Source organism: Aeromonas salmonicida subsp. salmonicida (assembly GCF_001643305.1).
Lineage (GTDB): Bacteria > Pseudomonadota > Gammaproteobacteria > Enterobacterales > Aeromonadaceae > Aeromonas > Aeromonas salmonicida.
The window spans coordinates 12,569-35,663 of record NZ_LSGW01000059.1; the positions used below are offsets into that span (position 1 = coordinate 12,569).

The 23,095-nt window shown below is 56.5% G+C and carries 20 protein-coding genes, 2 pseudogenes and 1 riboswitch; of the genes and pseudogenes, 16 read left to right on the forward strand and 6 right to left on the reverse strand.

Features of this window, described 5'->3' with window-relative positions:
- Position 1 precedes the first annotated feature (1 nt).
- From AXW79_RS09370 to flgA, 3 genes are all read right to left on the reverse strand, one after another.
- Positions 2-418: a flagella synthesis protein FlgN gene (locus tag AXW79_RS09370; protein ID WP_011898547.1), complete on the reverse strand. Its 417-nt coding sequence runs from the start codon at positions 416-418 to the stop codon at positions 2-4.
- On the reverse strand, positions 415-735 hold the full coding sequence (gene flgM / locus AXW79_RS09375) for a flagellar biosynthesis anti-sigma factor FlgM (protein WP_005320221.1): 321 nt from the start codon (positions 733-735) through the stop codon (positions 415-417). Before flgM ends, AXW79_RS09370 begins: the two co-directional genes overlap by 4 nt.
- Before the next feature lie 90 nt (positions 736-825).
- Positions 826-1,431, reverse strand: coding sequence for a flagellar basal body P-ring formation chaperone FlgA (flgA, locus tag AXW79_RS09380; protein ID WP_034282809.1), 606 nt, complete (start codon positions 1,429-1,431; stop codon positions 826-828).
- 222 nt (positions 1,432-1,653) lie between these two features.
- Between flgA and AXW79_RS09385 the strand changes: the two genes are divergently transcribed.
- From AXW79_RS09385 to mgtE, 14 genes and pseudogenes are all read left to right on the forward strand, one after another.
- Positions 1,654-2,565, forward strand: a complete 912-nt coding sequence (locus AXW79_RS09385) for a chemotaxis protein CheV (protein ID WP_005320217.1) — start codon at positions 1,654-1,656, stop codon at positions 2,563-2,565.
- A gap of 18 nt (positions 2,566-2,583) precedes the next feature.
- Positions 2,584-3,408 carry a CheR family methyltransferase gene (locus tag AXW79_RS09390; protein WP_005320215.1) on the forward strand — a complete coding sequence of 275 codons (825 nt, stop codon included), beginning with the start codon at positions 2,584-2,586 and terminating at the stop codon, positions 3,406-3,408.
- Between the two features lie 63 nt (positions 3,409-3,471).
- Positions 3,472-3,870, forward strand: a complete 399-nt coding sequence (gene flgB, locus AXW79_RS09395; protein WP_005320212.1) for a flagellar basal body rod protein FlgB — start codon at positions 3,472-3,474, stop codon at positions 3,868-3,870.
- Positions 3,870-4,289, forward strand: a complete 420-nt coding sequence (flgC, locus tag AXW79_RS09400) for a flagellar basal body rod protein FlgC (protein ID WP_005320210.1) — start codon at positions 3,870-3,872, stop codon at positions 4,287-4,289. Before flgB ends, flgC begins: the two co-directional genes overlap by 1 nt.
- 15 nt (positions 4,290-4,304) lie before the next feature.
- Positions 4,305-5,033 carry a flagellar hook assembly protein FlgD gene (locus tag AXW79_RS09405; RefSeq protein ID WP_005320209.1) on the forward strand — a complete coding sequence of 243 codons (729 nt, stop codon included), beginning with the start codon at positions 4,305-4,307 and terminating at the stop codon, positions 5,031-5,033.
- A 10-nt stretch (positions 5,034-5,043) separates the two neighbouring features.
- Positions 5,044-6,384, forward strand: a complete 1,341-nt coding sequence (gene flgE, locus AXW79_RS09410; protein ID WP_005320207.1) for a flagellar hook protein FlgE — start codon at positions 5,044-5,046, stop codon at positions 6,382-6,384.
- Between the two features lie 132 nt (positions 6,385-6,516).
- Positions 6,517-7,263: a flagellar basal-body rod protein FlgF gene (gene flgF / locus AXW79_RS09415; RefSeq protein ID WP_005320205.1), complete on the forward strand. Its 747-nt coding sequence runs from the start codon at positions 6,517-6,519 to the stop codon at positions 7,261-7,263.
- Between the two features lie 14 nt (positions 7,264-7,277).
- Complete coding sequence (gene flgG, locus AXW79_RS09420) at positions 7,278-8,066, forward strand: flagellar basal-body rod protein FlgG (RefSeq protein WP_005320202.1); 789 nt, start codon at positions 7,278-7,280, stop codon at positions 8,064-8,066.
- Positions 8,067-8,126: 60 nt separating this feature from the next.
- Positions 8,127-8,798 (forward strand): flagellar basal body L-ring protein FlgH, encoded by a 672-nt coding sequence (flgH, locus tag AXW79_RS09425; RefSeq protein WP_005320200.1) that lies wholly within the window; start codon positions 8,127-8,129, stop codon positions 8,796-8,798.
- A gap of 8 nt (positions 8,799-8,806) precedes the next feature.
- Positions 8,807-9,904, forward strand: a complete 1,098-nt coding sequence (locus AXW79_RS09430; protein WP_005320198.1) for a flagellar basal body P-ring protein FlgI — start codon at positions 8,807-8,809, stop codon at positions 9,902-9,904.
- A gap of 43 nt (positions 9,905-9,947) precedes the next feature.
- Positions 9,948-11,039: a flagellar assembly peptidoglycan hydrolase FlgJ gene (gene flgJ / locus AXW79_RS09435; RefSeq protein WP_005320196.1), complete on the forward strand. Its 1,092-nt coding sequence runs from the start codon at positions 9,948-9,950 to the stop codon at positions 11,037-11,039.
- Between the two features lie 3 nt (positions 11,040-11,042).
- Complete coding sequence (locus AXW79_RS09440; protein ID WP_005320194.1) at positions 11,043-13,043, forward strand: FlgK family flagellar hook-associated protein; 2,001 nt, start codon at positions 11,043-11,045, stop codon at positions 13,041-13,043.
- 4 nt (positions 13,044-13,047) lie between these two features.
- Positions 13,048-14,261, forward strand: a pseudogene (flgL, locus tag AXW79_RS09445) (flagellar hook-associated protein FlgL).
- Positions 14,262-14,471: 210 nt separating this feature from the next.
- Positions 14,472-14,641, forward strand: a riboswitch (M-box (ykoK) riboswitch).
- A gap of 122 nt (positions 14,642-14,763) precedes the next feature.
- Positions 14,764-16,104 (forward strand): magnesium transporter, encoded by a 1,341-nt coding sequence (gene mgtE, locus AXW79_RS09450; RefSeq protein ID WP_043151441.1) that lies wholly within the window; start codon positions 14,764-14,766, stop codon positions 16,102-16,104.
- 88 nt (positions 16,105-16,192) lie between these two features.
- Here the strand turns inward: mgtE and ppx are convergent, their stop codons facing one another.
- From ppx to AXW79_RS09465, 3 genes are all read right to left on the reverse strand, one after another.
- Entirely contained in the window at positions 16,193-17,683 is a 1,491-nt protein-coding gene (ppx, locus tag AXW79_RS09455) for an exopolyphosphatase (protein WP_005320190.1), read from the reverse strand.
- Entirely contained in the window at positions 17,673-19,742 is a 2,070-nt protein-coding gene (gene ppk1, locus AXW79_RS09460) for a polyphosphate kinase 1 (protein WP_005320188.1), read from the reverse strand. The genes ppx and ppk1 overlap by 11 nt, the downstream gene beginning before the upstream one ends.
- 74 nt (positions 19,743-19,816) lie before the next feature.
- Positions 19,817-20,329, reverse strand: coding sequence for a glycine cleavage system protein R (locus AXW79_RS09465; protein WP_005320186.1), 513 nt, complete (start codon positions 20,327-20,329; stop codon positions 19,817-19,819).
- A 190-nt stretch (positions 20,330-20,519) separates the two neighbouring features.
- On the opposite strand from AXW79_RS09465, the gene AXW79_RS09470 reads away from it, so the two are divergent.
- Positions 20,520-21,389, forward strand: coding sequence for a DUF2726 domain-containing protein (locus AXW79_RS09470; protein ID WP_005320184.1), 870 nt, complete (start codon positions 20,520-20,522; stop codon positions 21,387-21,389).
- Positions 21,390-21,655: 266 nt separating this feature from the next.
- A pseudogene (locus AXW79_RS09475) lies at positions 21,656-23,064 on the forward strand (sigma-54 dependent transcriptional regulator).
- Positions 23,065-23,095 lie beyond the last annotated feature (31 nt).

The following is a 23,095-nucleotide window of genomic DNA, read 5'->3' on the forward strand; positions in this document are numbered from 1 at the left end:
ATCAGGCCTTGATGCCGAATGAGCGTGTGCCGGAGCGAGTGTTGCCCTTGGCGTCATAAGTCAGGGAGTTGCGATCCCGCAACTGGCTCAAAAAGCTTGCCAAGCGGCGGTTGGAGACGATGCTGAGCTCGAGCAGGCGACCATTCACATCGTTTTGTTCCTGACAGGCATCGAGTTTTTCACGCAGGGTATTCATCTGCTCTGGAAAGGCCGACAGCTGCTGTTGCAGTTCGGGCAGCCGGGCCAAGGTCTGGTCCAGCACTTCAATATCGGCAAGCAGTTTCTGCTTGCGCTCTGCCAGCTCAGGCAGCGCCAGTGCCTGGTGCTGCTTGAGCAGGTTGAATTCCTCCTCCAGCAAACCTTGCATCCGGGAGAGGTATTCGTCTTGGGTGTGCAGCAGCGAAGGTAAATCCATCATCCGAGCAGCTTGTCCAGAGTGGATTCAAAGCTGAACATCTTTTTGGCTACCGCCTCGCTGTTGACCTGGTATTCACCATTGGCCACGGCTTTCTTCAGACTCTCGACCCGGCTTTCATTGCCGGTGGAGGCTGAGTTGAGGTTTTTCTGCATCTGTTGCAATTGCTGCGCCTCATTGGTCAAGGAGACGGAGTCTGTCTTGACAGTCGCCGCACGGTTGTCGGGAGACGAGGTCGCTTGTTTGGTGTTGGCACCCTGGCTGTTACCGGTGTTTTGCAACCGATTATTCGCCAAGTTGTTGATATTGTTAATAGCCATAGTGTTTACCTTCGTCTGCTTTGCTGTTCGCTTACCTGTTTATCGGTGACCGTCGTCAGAACTTTAGAAAAAAATAACCAGAAAAACATATCAGAAGGGGACCACGACAGAGCCGACTGCGCTGACTTTCCCTTGCACTGTTTTTCCTGAACGAATATTGACGAGGCTGATCATGTCTCCGAAGCTGCCATCTTGCAAGGCTCGGGCCATGGTTTTGATTTGCATGCTGCTGTTTTCTGCACTGAGTGTGACCTGGTCGCCTTTGCAAACCACGCAGACTTGGCTGAGCCGTATGGGCTGACCCGGCTTGAGTTCCCGTTTGCTGCGGACCCCTATCAGGGGGGCCTGATCGCTCAGATAATCACCGCGGATCTGGGTCTGATCCTGATAGGCCAGCGTCAAGACACTCTCACTGAGTATGTCGCCCTTGGCTACCGGGGTAGCCACGGTCACATAGGGTTTCTGGATGCTGACGCGCACCGGCAAATAGAGGTCCCAAGGTTTTTCTTCCTCACATTTGAGGTAGACGGTGGTGTTACGACGCACCTCCATCCTGGCGGGAAGGCTGATGGTAAGATGCTGCTCGCAGCGGCTCAAAGGTAGCCTGACATCAATGGAGGCAGCTTGCACATGAGCCTGGGCATCGAGTGGAATATCGAGCTGGCCGAGCACAAACTCTTGCGCCATTTCTTGCAGATAACTGGTCACCTCGGATGCCGTGGCGTGAGATATGCCGCAAAACAGCAGTAAGATGAGGAAAAGTCTACTAATCATTTTCTCTCGCAGGCCGATAAGTTGTTCACGCATATCACCATATTTAACTATGCTTGCTTCAGAATTCGTTTGTAGTGACATCGATAGTCTGACGCAAGCCAATACGCATGCATGATTAATGCCAAGCGTTTTTAGGGAGTGTTTATGGCCAGTATTATGGACTCGGTCAACCAACGTACCCAGCTGGTGGGACAAAACCGGTTGGAGCTGCTGTTGTTTCGTCTCAATGGACGTCAAAGATTTGGCATCAACGTATTTAAAGTGCGTGAAGTGCTGCAATGCCCTCCCTTGACCGTCATGCCCAAGCTCAATTCCTGTATTCGTGGCGTTGCGCACATCCGTGGCCAGACCATTTCGGTGATTGATCTCAGCATGGCGGTGGGCAAACGTCCCATCGAGGACCTGAGCAAGTGTTTCATTATTATTTCCGAGTACAACCGTTCAGTTCAGGGCTTCTTGGTGCATTCGGTTGAACGCATCATCAACATGAACTGGGAATCCATTCTGCCGCCACCCAAAGGGGCAGGGCGCATCAACTACATGACTGCGGTCACAGAGGTAGACGGCGAGCTGGTGGAGATCCTGGATGTTGAACGTATCCTCAACGAAATCTCCCCGGTGTCGACCGAAGTAAGTGCCGAGTTGGTGGATGCCAGTGCTGAGCACAATACCCATGGTCGTCCCGTGCTGGTAGCAGATGACTCTTCTGTTGCTCGCAAGCAGGTGCAGCGAGCCCTCGAGGCGATTGGCGTGCAATGTGTGCTGGCAAAGGATGGGCGTGAGGCACTCAACATGTTGCTGGAGATGGCCAAGAATGGCCCCATCAAGGATCAGATTGCCTTGGTGATCTCGGACATCGAGATGCCGGAAATGGACGGTTATACTTTTACCGCCGAGATCCGTAACAATCCCAATCTCAAGGACTTACATGTTATTCTGCACACATCCCTCAGTGGGGTGTTCAATCAGGCCATGGTGCAGAAAGTCGGTGCGAACAATTTCATCGCCAAATTCCAACCGGATGAGTTGGCCAAAGCCGTACAAGGCGCACTCTAATCAAGAAGAACAAACTGCATGAAGACACTTTCGGACGACTTATACAAACAATTCAGCAACTTTCTGGCAGTACAGAGCGGAATCGTGCTGGGTGACAACAAACAGTATCTGGTCAAGAGTCGGCTTTCACCCTTGATGACTCAGTTTGGTATTGAGAGTCTGTCTGATCTGGTTACTCGAGCGATGAGTGTGCGTGAGCGTGACCTGAAAATGGCAGTGGTTGATGCCATGACTACCAACGAGACCCTCTGGTTTCGCGATACTTACCCCTTTCAACTACTCACTGACAAGCTTTTTCCCGAACTGGGCAAGAGTGGCCGTCCGATCAAGATCTGGTCGGCTGCCTCCTCGTCCGGGCAGGAGCCCTATTCCATCGCCATGACGGCGCTGGAACAGCAGGTCAAGAAGCCGGGTACCTTGCCCGGTGGCGTGCAGATTGTGGGCACAGATATTTCCAGCACCATGCTCAATCAGTGCAAGGAAGGGGTTTACGACAGCCTGGCGCTGGCTCGTGGTTTGTCACCTGAGCGCAAAAAATTGTTCTTCGAACCTTATGGTGACAACAAGATGCGGGTGGTGGAACGTGTCAGAAAATTGACCACGTTCCGGCCACTGAACCTGCTGGAGAGCTACAGCCTGCTCGGCAAGTTTGACATCATCTTCTGCCGTAACGTGCTCATCTACTTTGCGCCGGAAGTGAAGTCGAAGATCCTCAATCAGTTCGCAGCCAGCCTCAACCCTGGTGGTTATCTGATGCTGGGGGCCTCAGAGTCACTGGCTGGTCTGACCGATCGGTTCGAAATGGTCCGTTGCAATCCTGGCATCGTCTACAAAGTCAAATAACCCCGCTTAAAATCCCTCTTTGGCACACCTCTTGCTAATAATTTATCAAGCAGGAGGTGTGCTATGGCAATTTCATTCGACAAGGCATTCGGGATTCACCAATACACGCTGGGCGTTCGTTCCAAGCGTGCCGAGGTGCTATCCAGCAACATTGCCAACGCAGATACCCCGGGTTTCAAAGCCAGGGATATCAACTTCTCAGAGGCATTGGCACAGGCCCAGCATCAGCAAGGGTTTGGTATGGCCACCACCAGTGAGAAGCACTTTGCCTTGCAATCGGATGCCCCTGGTCTGATGCAGTACCGCAATCCCCTGCAGCCGGATACCGGTGACGGCAACACGGTTGACGTGCAGCAGGAGCGCAGCGAGTTCTTGCGCAACAGCCTTGAGTACCAGACCTCCCTTGAATTTATGAACGGCAAGATCAGTGGCCTGTTGAAGGCCTTGAAAGGAGAACAGTAATGAGTTTGTTCAAGGTCTTTGACATTGCAGGCTCGGCCATGAGTGCACAGTCTGTTCGACTCAACACGGTGGCCAGCAACATGGCCAACGCCGACAGCGTCAGCTCCAGCGTGGAAAAAACTTACCATGCCAGGCGGCCAATCTTTGCCGCTCAACTGGATCAGGCGATGTCAGACAAGCAATCATCGGTCGGGGTCGAGGTGAAAGGGATTGTCGAGAGCAAGGCCCCCTTGCTCAAGGAGTACAACCCCAACCATCCCATGGCGGACGATGATGGCTATATTTTCAAACCCAACGTCAACATGGTTGAAGAGATGGCGGACATGATCAATGCCTCGCGCAGCTATCAGACCAATGTGCAGGTTGCCGATTCTGCCAAAAAAATGTTGCAGCAGACTCTCAACCTCGGCAAGTCCTGATAGGGGTAAGCACAGATGGCAGATACAAGTAGTGTGAACGGCATCAGCCGTACCACAACCCAGACCACTGATACGACGACGGCCCCGAAGAAAGAGCTGGATCAGGCGTCTTTTCTGAAGTTGCTGACCATGCAGCTTTCCTATCAGGACCCGTTCAAGCCGGTGGATAACGCCCAGATGTTGTCCCAGATGACCTCCATGTCTACTTCGGAGGGGATCAATAGCCTGTCAACCCAGATGGGTAATCTCAACACTCTGATGACCTCAAGCCAGGCGCTGCAAGCTTCTGCGCTGGTGGGGCAAAATGTGTTGTTGCAGAGCAACGTTGGTTTTCTGGAAAACGAGGGTTCCATTGGCGGTGTTGTGGCTGTCGGCGTCGAGAACAAGTACACGAGCGTCAAAATTACCGTAGAAGATGAGAAGGGGCAGGTTATCAAGGAGTTTGCTCTGGAGGGCGATCAAAAGGGGAACGTTGAGTTTACCTGGGATGGCAAAGACAAGAACGGTGAGCCCGTCGCGTCAGGCAAATATGTCCTCAAGGCCAACGGTAACAACTCGGAAGGAAAGTCGGAAAGCATCGCTACATTTGCTTATGGCAAGGTTGATAGTGTGGTCTTGGGGAATGGAACCAACCCGACACAGCTCAATCTGAAAGGCCTTGGCACAACAACCCTGAACAGTATCCTGCAGATTGCAGGAGCGACCACCACACCACCAACCACCACGCCTACAGCATCGATCTAAGGAGCTGGATATGTCATTTAACAATGCCTTGAGCGGTGTCAACGCGGCACAAAAAGATTTGAACGTTACCGCCAACAACATTGCCAACGTCAATACCATGGGCTTTAAAGAGTCCCGTGCCGAGTTTGCGGATGTTTATGCCAACTCGATCTTTGTCAATGCCAAGACACAGGTCGGCAACGGTGTGGCGACGGGGGCGGTGGCTCATCAGTTTCATCAGGGGGCGTTGCAATTTACCAACAACGCACTGGACCTGGCGATCCAGGGCAATGGTTTTTTCGTCACTTCGGACGGTCTGACCAATCTGGATCGCACCTACACTCGGGCCGGAGCTTTCAAGCTCAATGAAAACAGCTATATGGTCAACAATCAGGGCCACTATCTGCAAGGTTATGAAATTAACACGGATGGGACACCCAAGGCGGTGAGCATCAACGCCACCAAGCCGATTCAAGTACCGGACCGGGCGGGCGAGCCTAAAATGACCGAGCTGGTGGAAGCAAGTTTTAACTTGAGTATTGAGTCGAAAACCAAGCCAACGGACCCCGCCGCTTTTGATCCCACCAACTCAGCTACCTTTGCACACTCAACATCCGTGACGATCTATGATTCGCTTGGCGCCCCCCATGTGATCACCAAGTATTTTGTCCGCCATGAGGATCCGGTTACTCCGGGGACGCCAATGACGCCGGGTACCTGGAGCATGTACATGTATGAGGGGGACAAGCCCATTGATATCGCTAGTGGTGCACCCAGCCCGGGCCCAGGCATCCCCACTGGCGTCCAGATGACGTTTACCTCCGGCGGAAAATTGGATCCAGCTCTTACTATTCCAGCTCCACCGGCCCCGATCAAAACCGTCACGCTGGGCACAGCGGCCGGGATTATTAACAACGGTGCAGACCCCACTCAGGCAGTGGAAATTCGTCTCAGTGATGTGACTCAATACAACTCCCCTTTCAACGTCACCAAACTGACTCAGGATGGCGCCACTGTTGGTAATCTGACCAAGGTGGAGATTACACCGGACGGTATTGTTTCTGCCACCTACAGCAATGCGACGACGTTAAAGGTTGCCATGGTTGCGCTGGCCAAGTTTGCCAACTCGCAAGGACTGACTCAGGTCGGCGATACCTCCTGGCGCCAGTCTCTGCTTTCTGGAGATGCGTTGCCCGGTACGCCTAATTCGGGCACCTTGGGCAGTATCAAGTCTTCGGCGGTGGAGCAATCCAACGTGGACTTGACCTCCCAACTGGTGAATCTCATCACGGCCCAGCGTAACTTCCAGGCCAACTCCCGTTCGCTGGAAGTGAACAGTTCATTGCAGCAGACCATACTGCAGATCCGTTAATGATGACGGTGTTACAGGGGGGCGCTTCGGCGCCCCTTTTTATTGTTCCCTTTCCGTGGGCGTTTATTCAACAGACGTTGGCACTCAAATTGCAGTTACCTGATCAGAGTCATCGGTTTGACGGAGGATCTCATGGATCACATGCTTTACATCGCCATGTCAGGGGCCAAGGAAAACATGAATAGCCTGGCTGTTCGTGGCAACAACCTGGCCAATGCCAACACAGTCGGTTTCAAGTCTGACTTCGAGCAGGCGCGCAGTATGCAGGCGTTCGGTGAAGGGCTGCCATCCCGGGTGTTTGCCATGACGGAGCGGCCCGGTCAGAACTTGCAGCACGGCATGTTGATGACGACAGGGCGAGATCTTGACGTGGCCGTTGACGGTCAGGGCTGGATTGCGGTGCAGGATCCCAAAGGCGGGGAAGCCTATACCCGCATGGGCAACCTGCAACTGAGCGCAACGGGCAACCTGCAAACCTCAACTGGTCTGAACGTGGTGGATGATGGGGGCCAACCCATAGTGCTGCCGCTGCCGATGGAAAAGATCGAGATCAACCGGGATGGCACCATCAGCGGTCGTCCTGAAGGGGCTGCCGCCAACCTGCCGGAAGATTTCCAGCGCATCAAGCTGGTAAAACCCGCGGCTGACGCCGTGGAGAAGGGCCAGGACGGACTGTTTCGTCGCAAGGATGGCCAGAATGAGGCGGCCTCGGCCACTGTGGGCCTGATCGCAGGCTCCCTGGAGGGGAGCAACGTCAACGTGGTCGACGAGATGACCAACCTAATCCGGTTGCAACGTCAGTTTGAAACTCAGGTCAAAATCATGAAGACCGCCGAGGAAAATGACGAAGCCCAAACCCAGTTGCTGCGCATCAGCTAATAAAGGAGTTTTACATGAACCCTGCACTTTGGATCAGCAAGACCGGCTTGGATGCACAGCAGACCAACATATCGGTCACCTCGAACAACCTGGCGAACGCCAGCACTGTGGGTTACAAAAAATCCCGTGCCATCTTCGAGGATCTGCTCTATCAGAACATCAATCAGCCCGGTGGTCGTTCCTCGGCGGATACCGAACTGCCGTCAGGCCTGATGCTGGGTGCCGGTGCCAAAGTAGTGGCCACCCAGAAGAACCATGGTCAGGGCAACGTGCAGACCACGGACAACTCGCTGGATCTGATGATCAGCGGCCGTGGCTACTTCGAAATTCAGTTGCCAGACGGCAGCGCGGCTTATACCCGTAACGGCCAGTTCACCCTCAATGATGAAGGGACCATAGTGACCCCAGGCAACGGCTATCCGCTGCAGCCGGAGATCCAGATCCCCGAAAATGCCCAGAGCGTGACTGTGAGCACGGATGGTCAGGTATCGATCCAGCTCAAAGGGGATGGCGCTTCCCAGGTCGTGGGACAGATCAACCTTTCCGACTTCGTCAATGCCTCCGGTCTGCAGCCCATGGGTGAAAACATGTTCCTCGAAACCCAGTCCAGCGGCGCGCCCATCGGAGGTGTAGCCGGTGCAGACGGGCTCGGGGTCATCAAGCAGGGCATGCTGGAGACCTCCAACGTCAACGTGACCGAGGAACTGGTCAATCTTATTCAGGCACAACGAGTCTACGAGATGAACTCCAAGGTTCTCTCGGCGGTGGACGGCATGATGTCCTTCCTTATCCAGCGTACATAAGTTGGCTGTGGACGGCATGAGCTCATTTTTGATCCCGCGCACATCAGTAGGAGGCGCATGATGAAAACCATATGGATGCTGGGACTGCTGGCGCTGGGAGGTTGCAGCAGCACTCTCAATACCGCCAAGCCCGATGATCCCGAGTTTGCCCCCGTTTACGGGGAGTCGGATCCCGTGTCGGTCAGACCCACAGGGGCTATTTTCCAGCCTGATCAGGTCAACGGCATCTACTCGGACATCAAGGCGCACAAGGTGGGTGACATCATCACCATAGAGTTGGCCGAGTCCACCTCTGCCTCCAAGAAAGCGAATACCCAGAGTGGCAAGGATAACAAGCTGAGCATGGAGCCCGTTACGCTGGGCGGAGTGCCGGTCACAGCAGGTCCTTATGACCTGTCGGCGTCGCTGGGTCAGAACAGCGCCTTCAAGGGGCAGGCCAAGGCGGACCAGAGCAACAGTCTGCAGGGCAATATCTCGGTGAGCGTGGCCAAGGTGCTGCCCAACGGCAATCTGGTGGTGCGCGGCGAGAAGTGGATCATGCTCAACAATGGCAACGAGTACATCAGGATCACCGGCATGATACGGCCCGAAGATGTGACGTCCGAAAACAGTGTGTCGTCACAGCGGGTGGCCAATGCCCGTATCCATTACGGTGGTACCGGTGATCTGGCCAACAGCCAGGAGCAAGGGTGGCTTACCAGCTTTTTCAATGGCCCCTGGTGGCCGCTTTAGGAGATGTTATGAAGTCACTCCGTCTTGTGACCCTGATCTGCTGCCTGATGCCTTTGGGAATGGCCCACGCCTCCCGTATCAAGGACATCAGCTCGGTGGAAGGGGTTCGTAACAACCAGTTGATTGGCTACGGTCTGGTCGTTGGTCTGCCCGGTACTGGCGAGAAGAACAACGCCTTCACCGAACAGACGTTCCGTACCATGCTCAACAACTTCGGTATCAAGGTGCCGGATAATATCAAGCCCAAGATAAAAGATGTGGCACCGGTTGCCATCCATGCAGATCTGCCTCCTTTCTCCAAGCCGGGTCAGACCATAGATGTGACCGTATCGGCCATCGGTGAGGCCAAGAGTCTGCGCGGCGGCACCCTGTTGCAAAGCTTCCTGAAGGGGCTGGACGGGCGTGTCTATGCGGTGGCACAGGGCAGTCTGGTGGTGGGTGGTTTGGGAGCCGAAGGGGCCGACGGCTCCAAGGTGGTGATCAATACGCCGACTGTGGGCCGTATCGCCAACGGCGCGACCGTGGAGCGGGAGGTACCGAATTCCTTCGGCCAGGGGGATACCATCACCTTCAACCTGAATAGGCCGGACTTTACCACGGCTCGCGGCCTGGCGGATGTGGTCAATGATCTGGTGGGGCCCAACACGGCGCAGGCACTCGATGCCACCTCGGTCAAGGTCTATGCGCCGCGGGATCCGGGTCAACGGGTCTCTTATCTGGCGACCATAGAGAACCTGGAGGTGGATCCCGCCAGTGAGTCGGCCAAGATCATCGTCAATTCCCGTACCGGTACCATTGTCATCGGCAGCAATGTGCGGCTCAAGCCTGCGGCTATCAGCCATGGCGGCTTGACGGTCACCATCGCAGAAAACCAGCAGGTCTCCCAGCCCAATCCACTGGCGGGAGGAGAGACGGCGGTGACCAACAACTCGACCATCAATGTCCAGCAAGAGCCGGGGCGCATGTTCAAGCTCGATACTGGCGCGACGCTGGATGATCTGGTCCGGGCGGTGAATCAGGTCGGGGTGGCTCCCGGTGATCTGATGGCGATCCTGGAGGCGTTGCAACAGGCGGGCGCCATCGAAGGTCAGCTGGTCATACTGTAACAAGCGGCAAGGGGTTGCCACGGGCGGCAATGAGGTAAGCAAAATGGCAGAGTTTGACACCAACAGCGGCATGAACATGGGCATGGTGCAGGATATCAAGAACCTGGATCGCCTGCGCCAGTTGAGCCAGAGCAAGGATGGGCAGGCTGCCGCACTGCAAAGCGCTGCCCGCCAGTTTGAATCCATCTTTACCCAGACCCTGTTCAAGGGGATGCGCCAGGCCAATCAGGTGCTGACCCAGGACAATCCCATGAGCAGCAGCTATACCCAGTTCTATGAAGGCATGCTGGATGAGCAGCGGGTATCCGACATGGCCAGCAAGGGTGGTATGGGGCTGGCCGACATGGTGATCAAGCAGTTCTCCCCCGAGACCTTTACCCGCCACGATGGCAGGGTGCTCAAGATGCCGCAGCGTACCGAACGTGTCTATAAGCCCTACCAGCCACCGACCTCGGCGGCCAACGATCTCATCTCGGCTTCAAAAGTTGGCAAAGATTTTGCTGATAAAGAGATGGGCGAGGCTGCCCAGCCGTTGGCCTCATCGCATCGCACCCATCGGATAGTTCCTCCCATGGGGCTGGCACAAGAGGGTCGTGCTGTACGGGGATCCAAGGCGCTGGACAAGACGGCGCAGGTGTTCGAGACCCCGGAAGAGTTCGTCAATCGGCTTATGCCCCTTGCCAAAAAGGCGGCGGACAAGTTGGGCCTGAGCCCGGCGGTACTGGTGGCCCAGGCTGCACTGGAAAGCGGTTGGGGCAAGCGGGTGATCAAGAACGGAGAGGGAGAAATCACCCATAACCTGTTCGGCATCAAGGCGGATCCGCGTTGGCAAGGCCCCAAGGCGGTGGTCAGCACCCTGGAGTATGAACAAGGGGTGGCGTCACGCCAGAAGGCAGCATTTCGCTCTTATGAGTCGTTTGAGGAGAGCTTCAACGACTATGTCGATTTCCTGACCTCGGGTACCCGTTACAAAGGGGCCCTGGCCAAGGTGGACAGTCCGGACCGTTACTTTGAAGCCTTGCAACAGGCGGGCTATGCCACGGATCCCCAGTACGCCAGGAAACTGAAACAGGTGTTGCGCAGTGATGCCATTGCTGGCTACTCCGCTACCACCAACACAGAAATGGAGCTGTAAGTCATGGCAAGCGATCTGCTTGGAATTGGTACCTCGGGTGTGTTGGCACAGCAACGCTTGCTGCAGACCACCAGCAACAACATAGTCAACGTCAACAGCCAGGGCTATGTGCGTGAGCGTACGCTGATCTATACCAATTCCGTCGGCATGGGCACGGGTGACATGCTGACCGATCGGGTCATCAATACCTACGCCCAGGGTGAGGTGCGCCGTGATACGTCCGCCTATTACGCCTCGGCCAGTCGCTACGAGCAGCTCTCCAATACCGACATTTTGCTGGGGGATGCCAGCAACAGTGTCGGTGCAGCCGTTACCTCCTATTTCAAGGCGTTCCATACCGCCAATGAGGCTCCCGCCGACATCGCCGGTCGCAAGACCACCCTGAGCGAGCTCAGCGGCATGGTAAACCGCTTTCATACCCTGTCAGCCCAGCTGGACAAGCAGACCGACACCATCAACACCACCATCGGTGACGAGACCAAGAAGGTTAACAACCTCATCAACAGCATCAATGATCTGAATCAGGCCATCCTCCGCACCCAGGGAACGCCGGAAGAGAATCTGATGCTGTTCGATCAGCGGGATGAAGCCATTCGCCAGCTCTCCGAAAAAATGGAGATCAGCACAGTACCTCAGGCCAATGGCAGCATGCTGGTCAACATGAGAACGGGCCACTCTCTTGTCCTCAATGGCGGGGTCGCCCAGTTCAGCGTTGTGTCGGGTAACCCGGATTCTCGGGAATCCGAGCTGCAGCTGACCATGGGGGCCAATAAAACCACCATCAGTGACAAAGACATAGGTGGCGGAGTAGGGGGCTTGTTTTCCGCTCGCAATGATCTGGAGCCTAGCAAGCGTGAGCTCGGTCAGTTGGCGGCGGCCATGGCCGATGCCATGAACCGGCAGAACCGGTTGGGGATGGATCTGGATAACGAGCTGGGGGGAGATCTCTTCTCCCTTGCCTCCAGCGATGGGCTGGCCTATGAGCAGAACACCGGCACCGGCGCCGCCAAAGTCAGCTTCGTGCCAGGGAAAGGCACCGAGGTCACCACCTTTGATTACGAGGTACAGTTCAGCAGCGCCACCGGTTACGAGGTGTTCTCGCTGGACAAGGATGGCAACCGCACCTCGCTAGCGACCGGCAGCACACCACCAGCCACTTTCCAGCTGGCAGGTCACGGCATCGAAATAGACTTATCCGGCACACCTGCGGCAGGGGACAGGATCTTGCTGCAACCCACCAAGCAGGCGGCAGCCGGATTGGGCCAAGCGGCCACCCGCCCGGAGGATCTGGCGCTGGCATCCCCCCTCAAGGTCGACAAGCACAAGGACAACTTCGGTTCTGCCGAGATCAAGCTTGGCGGTGTCTTCAATACAGGCACTGGTTCGGGTTTTGGCACCAATACGCTGGATCCGGCAGTGCCCCAGGTGGTGAAGATAGATGGCAGCGGCAACTACGAAGTCTATGCGGCAGATGGCACTACCCTCATCGGCGTGGCGCCGGCTTCCAGCAAGGGTCAGGATCTGATGGCCTCCATCGAGAGCCCGCTGGGGGGACCCAAGGTGTATGCCGATCCGACCCAGGCGCCTGGCTATGAGTTCAGCATCACAGGTACGGTAAGGGCCAATGACAGTTTCACCCTGAGCTACAACCAGGATGGTTTTGCCGACAACGCCAACGGGTTGGCTCTGGCGGAGCTGCAAAACAAGGATCTGGTGCGCAAGAGCACCAATGCCGGCACCAGCAATGACAAGATGACCTTCAACGAGGCTTACTCGGGCCTGGTGACAGGGATAGGCAACCAGACCAACCAGGCCAAGACCTTGCTCAAGGCCAACGAAACAAAATTGAACCAGAGCACCAGTATTTTCGAGAGCGTCTCTGGCGTGAGCCTGGAGGAGGAGGCGGCCAACCTTATCCGCTACCAGCAATCTTATGCGGCATCGGCCCAGGTGGTCAGCACCGCCAAAACCATCTTCGATACCCTGTTGTCTTCAGTGAGGTAAGTGCATGCGTATTACCACCAACATGGTCTATAGCCGGAATATCACCTCGCTGAACAATGCCAACGAAAGGTTGAGCACGGCTTATGAACAGCTGCAGAGCGGGGACAAGTTCAAGACCTCGGGGGAAGACCCCTCCGGCATGAGCCAGAAGATGGCGCTGACCAAGGAGATCGATCTGTTCAAGCAGTATGGTGTCAATGGCAGCCTGCTTGAGAACAGCCTAGGTCATGAAGAGACGGTGTTGACCGCGCTCAACACCGCCATGACCAGTGCCCAGACCCTGATCCAGAAATCCAACGATTCCGCGGTGAGCGCAGATGACCGTCTGGCGATTGCCAGTGAGCTGGAAGGGTTGCAAAAACAGATGTTTGACCTGATGAACAGCAAGAACTCTCAGGGCGAGTTTATTTTTGGTGGCAACCAGAGCAAGACCCAGCCATTTATCAAAGACGCCAGCGGGAATTATCTCTTTCAGGGAGATACCGGCCAGCGCAATATTCAGGTGTCACCGACGGTGCAAATTGCAGCCAATGATTCAGGCTTCAATTTGTTTGAGGTAGTGCCTACGCGCAGAACCGGCAGTGCTGCCAGCGCCAATATTCAAGTCGGGGTGGCCGATCAGGGAAACTTCGACAGTTTTTATCGCAATAATTATGATCCAGCCCTTGCCAGCAACCAATATACTGTAACCACGGCCGCGGGTACGCCGGATACTTATGAAATACGCGATGGTGGCGGCACCCTGCTGCAAAGTGGTGATTATGTTGCGGGCAACAAGATCCCCTTCAATGGCCTGGAGCTGACCCTGGATCTGCCTGCAGGCGGTGCGGCACGGCACAAGACTTTGTACTGGATCCCCCCCAGAACAACAATATTCTGGATGGCATGTCCGACTTTATTACCGCTCTGCGTGATCCGAATATTTCAGCGGACGATTTTCAGATAAAAGTCGCGGATGTGACGTCCCACATGAAGAATGCCCGCTTGAATGTCGACCAGGGGTTGGGCGAGATCGGCGGCAGGATGAACAGTCTGGAGCAGGTGCTCGGCTCGAACGACGGTTTGAGTACCCTCAATCAACAAGCCAGGGCCAAGGTATCCGAGGCGGATTTGTATGAAGTGATCGCCACCTTGTCAAAAGAGGATGCGGCATTGAGTGCCTCCCAGCTCTCTTTCAGCAAAATAAGCAAACTGACGCTGTTTGATTATATTCGTTGATATTATCACGGGCCCGGCCACCGCAATTTCATTGCCAGGCGACAGGGCCCATTTGCTGAATATCCACTGCTAACTCCCATATGAATCCACTCTCGCCCTAATTGTAACAAGATGTTGCAGCAGGCCAATTACCTTGCCCTGGTGGCTTGACTCGTATTGAGCATTCGATAATTATGCAGCCCGCACAACAAAGGGTTGTGCGTACTTTTTGCAGCATCTCGTTAGGCGAGGCTCCTGTATAAACAAAGGCCACTGATCTCACGACGTCCAGAGACGCCCAAGATCAGGACAGTTTTCATCGGATTAAGGTGTAAACCCAAGTGGCTTCCGGCATGCCGGATACGTTATGCAGTGCTAAAGCTGGTACGTGGGGATGATGACACGCCGGACGGCGTCATTTCCTGCCTATTACTCGTCAATCAAATTGCTGTTTTCTTTCAGACGGCGACCGGATATCCGATTGCGCTCAGGCCCTGCCTGAAATCACATGAGGTCACTTGTGATGAAGAAAACACAGACTCTACTCAATCGTCATCAACTGCTCGATCTGGCCGCCCTGCAGGGCTGGCTGGAGAATAATCTGGATCCGGTTCAGCGCGCCGATCAACTGCTGACCCTGCGTCCGGAAGAGCTCAACTGTATCTTCGATACCCTGCCCACTGAACAAGGCGCGGCCCTGCTGAGCTCACTGTCGGCTGACGTTGCCGGTCGTCTGCTGCTGCGCTTGCATGCCAGCCTTATCGGTGTGTTGCAAGGGGCTATCCCTCGTCGTGATATGCTGGACATACTGCGCCGACTGGGCAGCAGCGAGCGCACCATGCTGCTTTCTCGCTTCCCGGAGCCGGCTCAGTCCACCTTCTACTCCCTGCTCGACTGGCCACCAGAATCGGTTGGCGCCAACATGCGCCATGAGTTTCTGGCCATCAGTGATCAGCAGACGGTGGGCAGTGCCAAGCAGTTGATCCACGATGCCTGGGACAATGCCCAGTTGTTCCAGAACCTGTATGTGGTCAACGCTGAGCATCGTCTGCTCGGCAGTATCGCGCTCAAATCCTTGCTGATTGCCGATCCCCAACTGCCCGTCAGCGACCTGATGGACAGAGATACAGTGCGCATCAATGCGCGTGCGGATCAGGAGATGGCTGCCCGTTTGCTGATTGACCGCGATATCTCGACGCTACCGGTAGAGGAGAAGGGCAAGCTGGTGGGTATCTTCCACGTGGACGATGCTGCCGACATTCTGGAGCTCGAATCCACAGAGGATGCCGAGATGCAGGGTGGCTCCTCGCCGCTCGATACGCCCTATCTGCAGGCGACTCCCTGGCAACTGTGGCGCAAGCGGGTGGGCTGGCTGCTTATCCTGTTTGTGGCAGAAGCCTATACGGGCACAGTACTGCGGGCATTCGAAGAGCAGCTTGAAGCCGCCATTGCGCTGGCCTTCTTCATACCGCTGCTGATCGGTACCGGTGGTAACAGTGGTACCCAGATCACCACTACCATAGTGCGGGCCATGGCGGTGGGGGAGGTGAGCATGCGAAACCTGGGGACTGTCTTGAAAAAGGAGCTCTCTACCGGTTTGCTTATCTCGGCAGCGATTGCGGTTGCGGCATGGATCCGGGCCTGGAGCCTGGGTGTCGGCCCCGAGATCGGCATGGTTGTGACCTTGACCATCATCGCCATCGTGCTCTGGAGCGCTACCGTTGCTTCCATCATTCCCATGGTGCTGCGTCGCTTCCGGATTGACCCGGCTGTTGTTTCTGCTCCTTTCATCGCCACCCTGGTGGACGGTACCGGCCTCATCATCTATTTCGAGATGGCCAAGTGGTTGCTGCCCGAGCTGTAGTAAGCCGCCGTTAAAACGAGTGGATAACAGCAAAAAGGCAGCCTGGGCTGCCTTTTTGCTTGTCTGTTTACGGGGTGGAGAAAGGGGATCAGCTCAGCTGGAACAGCAGCGGCCAGCCCTGCTCCTGACAATAACGGTGTTCTTTCTCCAGGTTCTGCATCAGCAGGCGGTTCTCGTCGCACCAATCGATCGGCAGGGTGACCACCAGCTGATCTTCGGCTGCCTGCACCTTCCATTCCGGCAACAGGTTGTCCTGCCGCCTGTGGTGCGCAGCCACGGCGAGGCGAAGGATGCGAATGCAACGCAGCACGGTCTGCTCGTCGTGGTTGGGCAGGGGAGGGAGCTCGGATAGCTTGAGCCCCTTGCGCTGAAACCGCACCAGCGCCGCCAGCAGTGCCTGATCGTCCTGGTTGAAGCCGGGCAGATCCGTGTGCTGCAAGATATAGGCGGAGTGGCGATGGATGCCGCTGTAGTTGATGGCCAGACCAATCTCGTGCAGTCGCGCCGCCCAGCCGAGGATGGCGCGATAGGGCTCCTCCGGCATCTCCCAGGGACCGCTCAGCGCATCGAACAGGGTCAGTACGCTCTGCTCGACCCGATTGGCCTGGCGCTTGTCGATGCGATAGTGGGTGGAGAGGGCCAGCGCGGTACGCTCGCGAATGTCGTGGTGCTGCAAGCGCTCTTCGAATTCATACAGCAACCCTTCGCGCAGGGCACCGTCCGAATACTCCATTCTCTCTATGGGCAGAGAGGTAAAGAGTCCAAGCAGTATGGCCACAGCGGCGGCAAACACCTCCTGGCGCTCCTCGGTCAGGCCGGCGAGTTTCAACTGATCGACCCGCTTGTGGTCGAGCATCTCCCGCTTGAGACGCTCCAGTCCTGCCAGTGTGATGCTGCCATCAGTCCAGCCTTCGCCCTGCAGCACGTCACGCACGGTGCGAATGGAGCCGGAGCTGCCCAGGCAACTCTGCCAGCCCAGCTTGCGATACTGGTTGATGATGGGGGCGAGCTGATGTTGGGTCTCCAGCACGGCGGCGTTGAAGGCCTTCTCGCTCAGCTTGCCGTTGGCAAAGAAATGCTGGGTGAAGCTGACACAGCCCATCTTGCGGCTGGTGAGTGCCTTATGATCGAAGCCTTCCCCTATGATGAGCTCGGTGCTGCCACCGCCGATGTCCACCACCAGTACCTGTCCTTCAATGTGCTGGGTGTGGGCGACGCCCTGATAGATGAGACGCGCCTCCTCCTGGCCACTGATGATCTCGATGGGATGGTTGAGCACAGAGGCCGCCTCGCGCACGAACTCGCGTGCATTACTGGCGCGGCGCAAGGTATAGGTGCCGGCGATACGGATGTGATCCGGCTTGATGTTGGTCAGTCGTTCGGCAAACAGGGCGAGACAGTCGAGGCCGCGTCCCATGGCGTCTGCCGACATGCGACGTTGCTCATCCATCCCTTCCGCCAGCCGAACCCGCTCCTTGATGCGATCAACTATCTGCATACGCCCCTCGTTGAGGCGGGCGATCACCATGTGAAAACTGTTCGAGCCAAGATCCACAGCGGCGTACAGGCTATTGTCCATTGTTTGACTCTATGCGTTTGAGGTAGTCGTAAATCGCGACCTGGGAACGGATCTTGCGGCGGTTACCCCGCTTCACATATTCGTTCTTCTGATCCGCATCGATGACGCGAGCCTTGCAGGTGTCGCTCAGTTGCAGATCGAGAATGTCCATGATGCGCTGTTTGAGGCGCTCGTCATAGATGGGCGTGGCCACCTCAATTCGGCCGTCGATGTTGCGGCTCATCCAGTCGGCGCTGGAAATATAGAGCTGGGGGTTGCCCTTGTTGTGAAACACCATGACCCGCGGGTGTTCGAGGAAGCGGTCTATGATGCTGATCACCTTGATGTTTTCGCTCAAGCCCGGCACGCCGGGACGCAGGGCGCACATGCCGCGGATGATCATCTGGATGGGTACCCCGGCTTGACCGGCGGCATAGAGGCGGTTGATGAGGTCTTTGTCCACCAGGTTGTTGATCTTGAGAATAATGCCGCTGGGCTGTCCCGCCTTGGCGTTGGTGAGCTCGTTGTCGATCAGCCGATAGAGCTGACGGCGGCTGTTGATGGGGGAGACCAGCAGGTGGTTGAACTTGTAACGCTTATAGGGGTACTCGATGTATTCGAACACCCCTTCCACTTCGGCTGTGATATCCGGGTGGCGGGTCAACAGGGAGAAGTCGGTGTAAATCTTGGCCGTCTTCTCGTTGAAGTTGCCGGTGCCGATATGGGCGTAGCGCACCGCCTCGCCATTTTCGTGGCGGGTAATGAGACAGAGTTTGGAGTGGATCTTGAGGCTGGGGACTCCGAACACCACCTTGACCCCGGCGTCAGTGAGAATGTTGGCCCAGTCGATGTTGGCCGCTTCGTCAAAACGGGCCCGCAGCTCCACCACCACTGTCACCTTCTTGCCGTTGTTGGCGGCATCGATAAGGGAGTGAATGATGCGCGACTTCTTGGCGACCCGGTAGATATTGATGCGAATGGCACTGACCGCAGGGTCGAACGCCGCCTGACGCACCAGCTCGGTAAAGTGGTGGAACTTGTGGTACGGGTAGTAGAGCAGTATGTCCTGCTTGGCGATGGCATCGAAGGCATTGACGAAGCCGTCAAAGTCGCGGCATTCAAGGGCCGGCAGCTTGGGGTTTTCCAGATAGTCCCGGCCTACGTTGGGGAAGCCGATGAAATCCTTGAAGTTGTGATAACGCCCGCCCGGCATGATGGCGTCGTAGGAGCTGATCTGCAGCTTGAGCTTGAGGAAGCTTATCATGGCGGCGGGCATCTCCCGCTCGTAGACGAAGCGCACCGGCATGGCAGTGAGACGCTGCTTCAAGCCGTCACTCATCTTGTCCACCAGACTGAGATCCAGCTGATCGGAGAGGTCATACTCGGCATCCCGGGTCAGCTTCACCGCGTAGGCAGCAATCTCGTCATAGTCGAAGAAGCCCTTGAAGATCTCGTCGAGACAAAAGCGGATGACGTTATCCAGAATGATGATCTGCTTCTTGCGGCGGGTGCCTTCCGGCGGCAGCTGGAAGAAGCGGGGCAGATCATCGGTCGGTACCTCCACCAGGGCGTACTGGATCACCTGGCCATTTTTCTTCATCTCGATGGCCAGATAGGTGTACTCATCCTTGAGGAACTTGACCGGGTTGACCTCTTTGTTGAGCAGGATAGGAATGATGTGGCGCAGCACCTTCTCTCTGAAAAAGACCCGCAGCCACTGATGGATTGACTCGGAAATCTGGGTCTCGTTGACCAGGAAGATGTTGTGGCGGGCCAGGGCGATCAACAACTCCTTGTAGGTGTTGTCGAACGCTTCACCGAGCGCCATCACCTTCTGCTGGATGGCGCGCAGCAGCACCTTGGCTTCGTCACCGCCGCCGTGTACTTCATTGATGAGAATACGGCGCTTGACGTCCGACACCCGTACCTTGAAGAACTCGTCCTGGTTGGAGGAGAAGATCCCAAGAAAACGGACCCGCTCTATGAGGGGCACCGTCTTGTCCATCGCCTCTTGCAACACCCGTTCATTGAATGAGAGCCAGCTCAGCTCTTTTTCTTCATACTGCTTGTCGGTGCTCATCTAATGCCTCTGTATCAGGTCGCGTCTGCGCGGCAGTTATGGCGTGTGAATATGACAGATTGATGACAATCCGCTCAGTCGGTGAAAGCCTGGTCGATATCGACGACAAGATCGTCAGATAGAGATTCAAGCGCCGCCACAAGATCGTCCAGCTCCAGCTGGGGTGGCAGGGCCACCAGGGCGTGAGCATAGAAGAGCGGGGCGCCCGAGTGGGGCGCAGGTTCGCAACCCGTGGTGAGATCGGCCACGTTGATGTTGAGCTGGCGCAGTATGCTGGCCACTTCGTGCACTATCCCTGCTCTGTCGTTGCCGGTGACGCTGAGCATGACCTGGCGCTCCGGTTCCTGGCCGAGCTGGCCTTCGGCAAAGCTGACGGTGAGGCCGGGCAACATTACCAAGGCCTCACACAGGCTGCGGTAGTGCTCATCGGGCACAGTGACGTGCAGGATGCCGGCAAATTGTCCAGCCAGCTCGCTCATGGAACTGCCCAGCCAGTTGCCCTGTTGCTGTGTGATGACATCCGCCAGACTCTCGACTATGCCGGGTTTGTCTTTACCTATCACGGTCACGACCAATTGCTTCTGCATCCTGCTCTCCTTGGAATTGGGTTTCTGTAGCATTGTGCCTGCTGTGGCAGGCCATATGAAGCCCCGTTCGGCCTAAATAGGCCGAAAAAAACCAGAGGGGAGGTTTGTGCCACGTTTCAGCGCTGCCGGGTATCTGACCCCTGTGGTAGAGTGATGCCCTCTTTCGTTTTGTAAACTGGATAGTGCATTCATGAATACCCTTGTCGTATCGGGATTGGTGTTGTTGGTGCTGCTCCTGCTGGTGGTCTTCTGGACCAGGAGCAAGAGAGGCAAGGCGTTACCCTATGATCTACAGGAGGCCCTGTTCAGCCCGGCCGAGCGCTCCTTCCTCGGTGTGCTGGACTTAGCAGTCGGTGACAAGGCCCGGGTCTTTGCCAAGGTGAGGGTGGCCGATGTGCTGACGCCACAGGCGGGGCTTGGCAAAAGCAAATGGCAGCAACACTTCAACAAGATCAGCGCCAAGCACCTGGATTATCTGCTCTGCCACCCAGCCGATCTCTCCTTTATCTGCGCCATAGAGCTCGATGACAGTTCTCATCGACATCAGAAACGCAAGGCCCGCGACCTTTTCCTGAAAACCGCCTGCGACAGTGCCGGTTTGCCGTTGCTGCAGATCCCGGCGAGTGCCCATTATCAGGTAGAAGAGCTGCGCGAGCAGATCCTGCCGCTGCTGGTCAAGACAACTGCACCGCTGGTCGACAATGTGATGCCGGGTGAGCGCCGCGAGCCAACCTTCAGCCCCTTGCTGCTGGACGGCGTCGATATGGACGAGACCCGCCATGGGGGACGCTCGCCTTCAAGCTCGTCCCCTGTGATCACCACGCCGGTCAGGAGTGCACTGGTCTCGACCGCCGACAGCGAGCTGGTGGATAACTTGTTTGCCGAGGTGGAGGACGAAGAGGACTCGCATTCGCACCAGGCTCCCCATTGTCCCCGCTGCGATGCGCCGCTGGTGGAGCGGGAGGCCAAAAAAGGTCCCCATGCCGGTCGCCTGTTCATGGCGTGCAGCCGCTTCCCCGAGTGTCGCTACGCCGCCCCCCACACCAACGCCCGTCACTGATCCCTTGTTGCATGTTCCCGGCCTGTCACTGGGCCGGAAACATGCAGTCAATATCCCTGCCTCGCGGTAGCGCCCCATGCCTCATCAAAAAAGAGGCGACAAAATTTATCTTATTACGCAGTTGCGTCGATAAAATTAAGTCAAATGCGACAAATTTTGACAATGCGTCGGAATTTTGGCACTTTGTGCGACCTGCATAAGGTGCGTGGCTTGACCACAGAAGCACATTAAAACAATAAGTTACGTCTATTATAAGAGGGATGGATATGATGGCGATGGGAGTATTGATTGTTGATGCCGATGCGCAGCGGCGCCAACAGTTGGGCACTGTGCTCTCGTTTATGGGGATCCCCTGGCAGGAGATTGCCGAGAGCGAGCTGGATGTGGCCATCGAAACGTCCGGCCCGCTGCAAGGGGTGCTGGCCGGTGCCTTGACCGGTCGTCCGTTGGACGAATTGCTGACCCTCTTTCCCCGCATTCCGTTTTTGTCGCTGGTTCCGGCTGATTTCCCCAACAGCAACTTCATCGGTGTCGCCGAAGCTCCCTTCACCTACGAATCCCTCACTCGGTATCTGCATTTCTGTCAGGCATTTGTCTCCTTGCATCCTCGCCAGCAGACCCATGACAAGGGCCAGGCCCTGCTGCGTCTGCTGGTGGGCAAGGGGCGTGGCATCCAGGAGGTGCGCCGCCTCATCAGTCAGGTGGCCGAAACCGACGCCAACGTGCTGATCCTGGGGGAGTCCGGGACGGGTAAAGAGGTGGTCGCCCGCGCCATTCACGAACTCTCTTCACGCTGTGCCGGTCCCTTTGTGCCCATCAACTGCGGCGCCATCCCGGCCGAATTGCTGGAAAGCGAACTGTTCGGTCATGAGAAAGGGGCCTTCACTGGCGCCATCGCCTCCCGTCGCGGCCGCTTCGAGCTGGCACAGGGTGGCACCCTGTTCCTCGACGAGATCGGTGACATGCCGTTGCCGATGCAGGTCAAGTTGCTGCGGGTGTTGCAAGAGCGGCTGTTTGATCGGGTCGGCGGTGGCAAGCCGATCCAGGCGGACGTGCACATCATAGCGGCGACCCACAGGGATCTGGAGGTGATGATCCGCACCCAGGGTTTTCGCGAGGATCTCTACTATCGCCTCAATGTCTTTCCCATCGAGACGCCTCCCCTGCGCGAGCGGGTCGACGACATTCCGCTGTTGCTGCAGGAGCTGCTCAACCGTCATGCCGAGCAGCATCATGGCATCATTCGCCTGACCCAGCGCGCCATGGAGTCCCCTGGCCCGGCAATGTGCGCGAGCTTTCCAACCTGCTGGAGCGGCTGCTTATTCTCTACCCGCAACAGATCGTCGATGTGGCCGACCTGCCGAGCCGCTATCGTCTGCTGCCGTGCGAACCGAGGGATGAGCGGTTGACCGAAATGGACGAGCGCGATGCGCTGGCCGCCGTGTTCCAGGATCCGCCCGAGCTGGATATGCACAACAGTCACGCCCGCGCCATGCAGCTGCCGGAGGAGGGGGTCAATCTCAAGGAGATGCTGGCCGACTTGGAGGTGGAGCTGATCCGCCAGGCGCTGGAATCCCAGGATGGTGTCGTGGCCCGCGCCGCCGACTTGCTCGGCATGCGCCGTACCACATTGGTGGAGAAGATGAAAAAGTACGGGATGAGCAAGGAAGTCTAAAGGTCAAAGCCTTGACGCTTAGATTCAAGGC

What these genes read in the sequence shown, in the direction of transcription:
- AXW79_RS09370 (WP_011898547.1), bottom strand. Translation starts at nt 418, where the DNA reads ATGATGGATTTACCTTCGCTGCTGCACACCCAAGACGAATACCTCTCC.
- ppx (WP_005320190.1), bottom strand. Translation starts at nt 17,683, where the DNA reads ATGGACAATAGCCTGTACGCCGCTGTGGATCTTGGCTCGAACAGTTTT.
- AXW79_RS09470 (WP_005320184.1), top strand. Translation starts at nt 20,520, where the DNA reads ATGAATACCCTTGTCGTATCGGGATTGGTGTTGTTGGTGCTGCTCCTG.
- flgE (WP_005320207.1), top strand. Translation starts at nt 5,044, where the DNA reads ATGTCATTTAACAATGCCTTGAGCGGTGTCAACGCGGCACAAAAAGAT.
- AXW79_RS09440 (WP_005320194.1), top strand. Translation starts at nt 11,043, where the DNA reads ATGGCAAGCGATCTGCTTGGAATTGGTACCTCGGGTGTGTTGGCACAG.
- AXW79_RS09465 (WP_005320186.1), bottom strand. Translation starts at nt 20,329, where the DNA reads ATGCAGAAGCAATTGGTCGTGACCGTGATAGGTAAAGACAAACCCGGC.
- flgB (WP_005320212.1), top strand. Translation starts at nt 3,472, where the DNA reads ATGGCAATTTCATTCGACAAGGCATTCGGGATTCACCAATACACGCTG.
- flgM (WP_005320221.1), bottom strand. Translation starts at nt 735, where the DNA reads ATGGCTATTAACAATATCAACAACTTGGCGAATAATCGGTTGCAAAAC.
- mgtE (WP_043151441.1), top strand. Translation starts at nt 14,764, where the DNA reads ATGAAGAAAACACAGACTCTACTCAATCGTCATCAACTGCTCGATCTG.
- AXW79_RS09390 (WP_005320215.1), top strand. Translation starts at nt 2,584, where the DNA reads ATGAAGACACTTTCGGACGACTTATACAAACAATTCAGCAACTTTCTG.
- flgF (WP_005320205.1), top strand. Translation starts at nt 6,517, where the DNA reads ATGGATCACATGCTTTACATCGCCATGTCAGGGGCCAAGGAAAACATG.
- flgH (WP_005320200.1), top strand. Translation starts at nt 8,127, where the DNA reads ATGAAAACCATATGGATGCTGGGACTGCTGGCGCTGGGAGGTTGCAGC.
- flgG (WP_005320202.1), top strand. Translation starts at nt 7,278, where the DNA reads ATGAACCCTGCACTTTGGATCAGCAAGACCGGCTTGGATGCACAGCAG.
- ppk1 (WP_005320188.1), bottom strand. Translation starts at nt 19,742, where the DNA reads ATGAGCACCGACAAGCAGTATGAAGAAAAAGAGCTGAGCTGGCTCTCA.
- flgJ (WP_005320196.1), top strand. Translation starts at nt 9,948, where the DNA reads ATGGCAGAGTTTGACACCAACAGCGGCATGAACATGGGCATGGTGCAG.
- AXW79_RS09430 (WP_005320198.1), top strand. Translation starts at nt 8,807, where the DNA reads ATGAAGTCACTCCGTCTTGTGACCCTGATCTGCTGCCTGATGCCTTTG.
- AXW79_RS09385 (WP_005320217.1), top strand. Translation starts at nt 1,654, where the DNA reads ATGGCCAGTATTATGGACTCGGTCAACCAACGTACCCAGCTGGTGGGA.
- AXW79_RS09405 (WP_005320209.1), top strand. Translation starts at nt 4,305, where the DNA reads ATGGCAGATACAAGTAGTGTGAACGGCATCAGCCGTACCACAACCCAG.
- flgC (WP_005320210.1), top strand. Translation starts at nt 3,870, where the DNA reads ATGAGTTTGTTCAAGGTCTTTGACATTGCAGGCTCGGCCATGAGTGCA.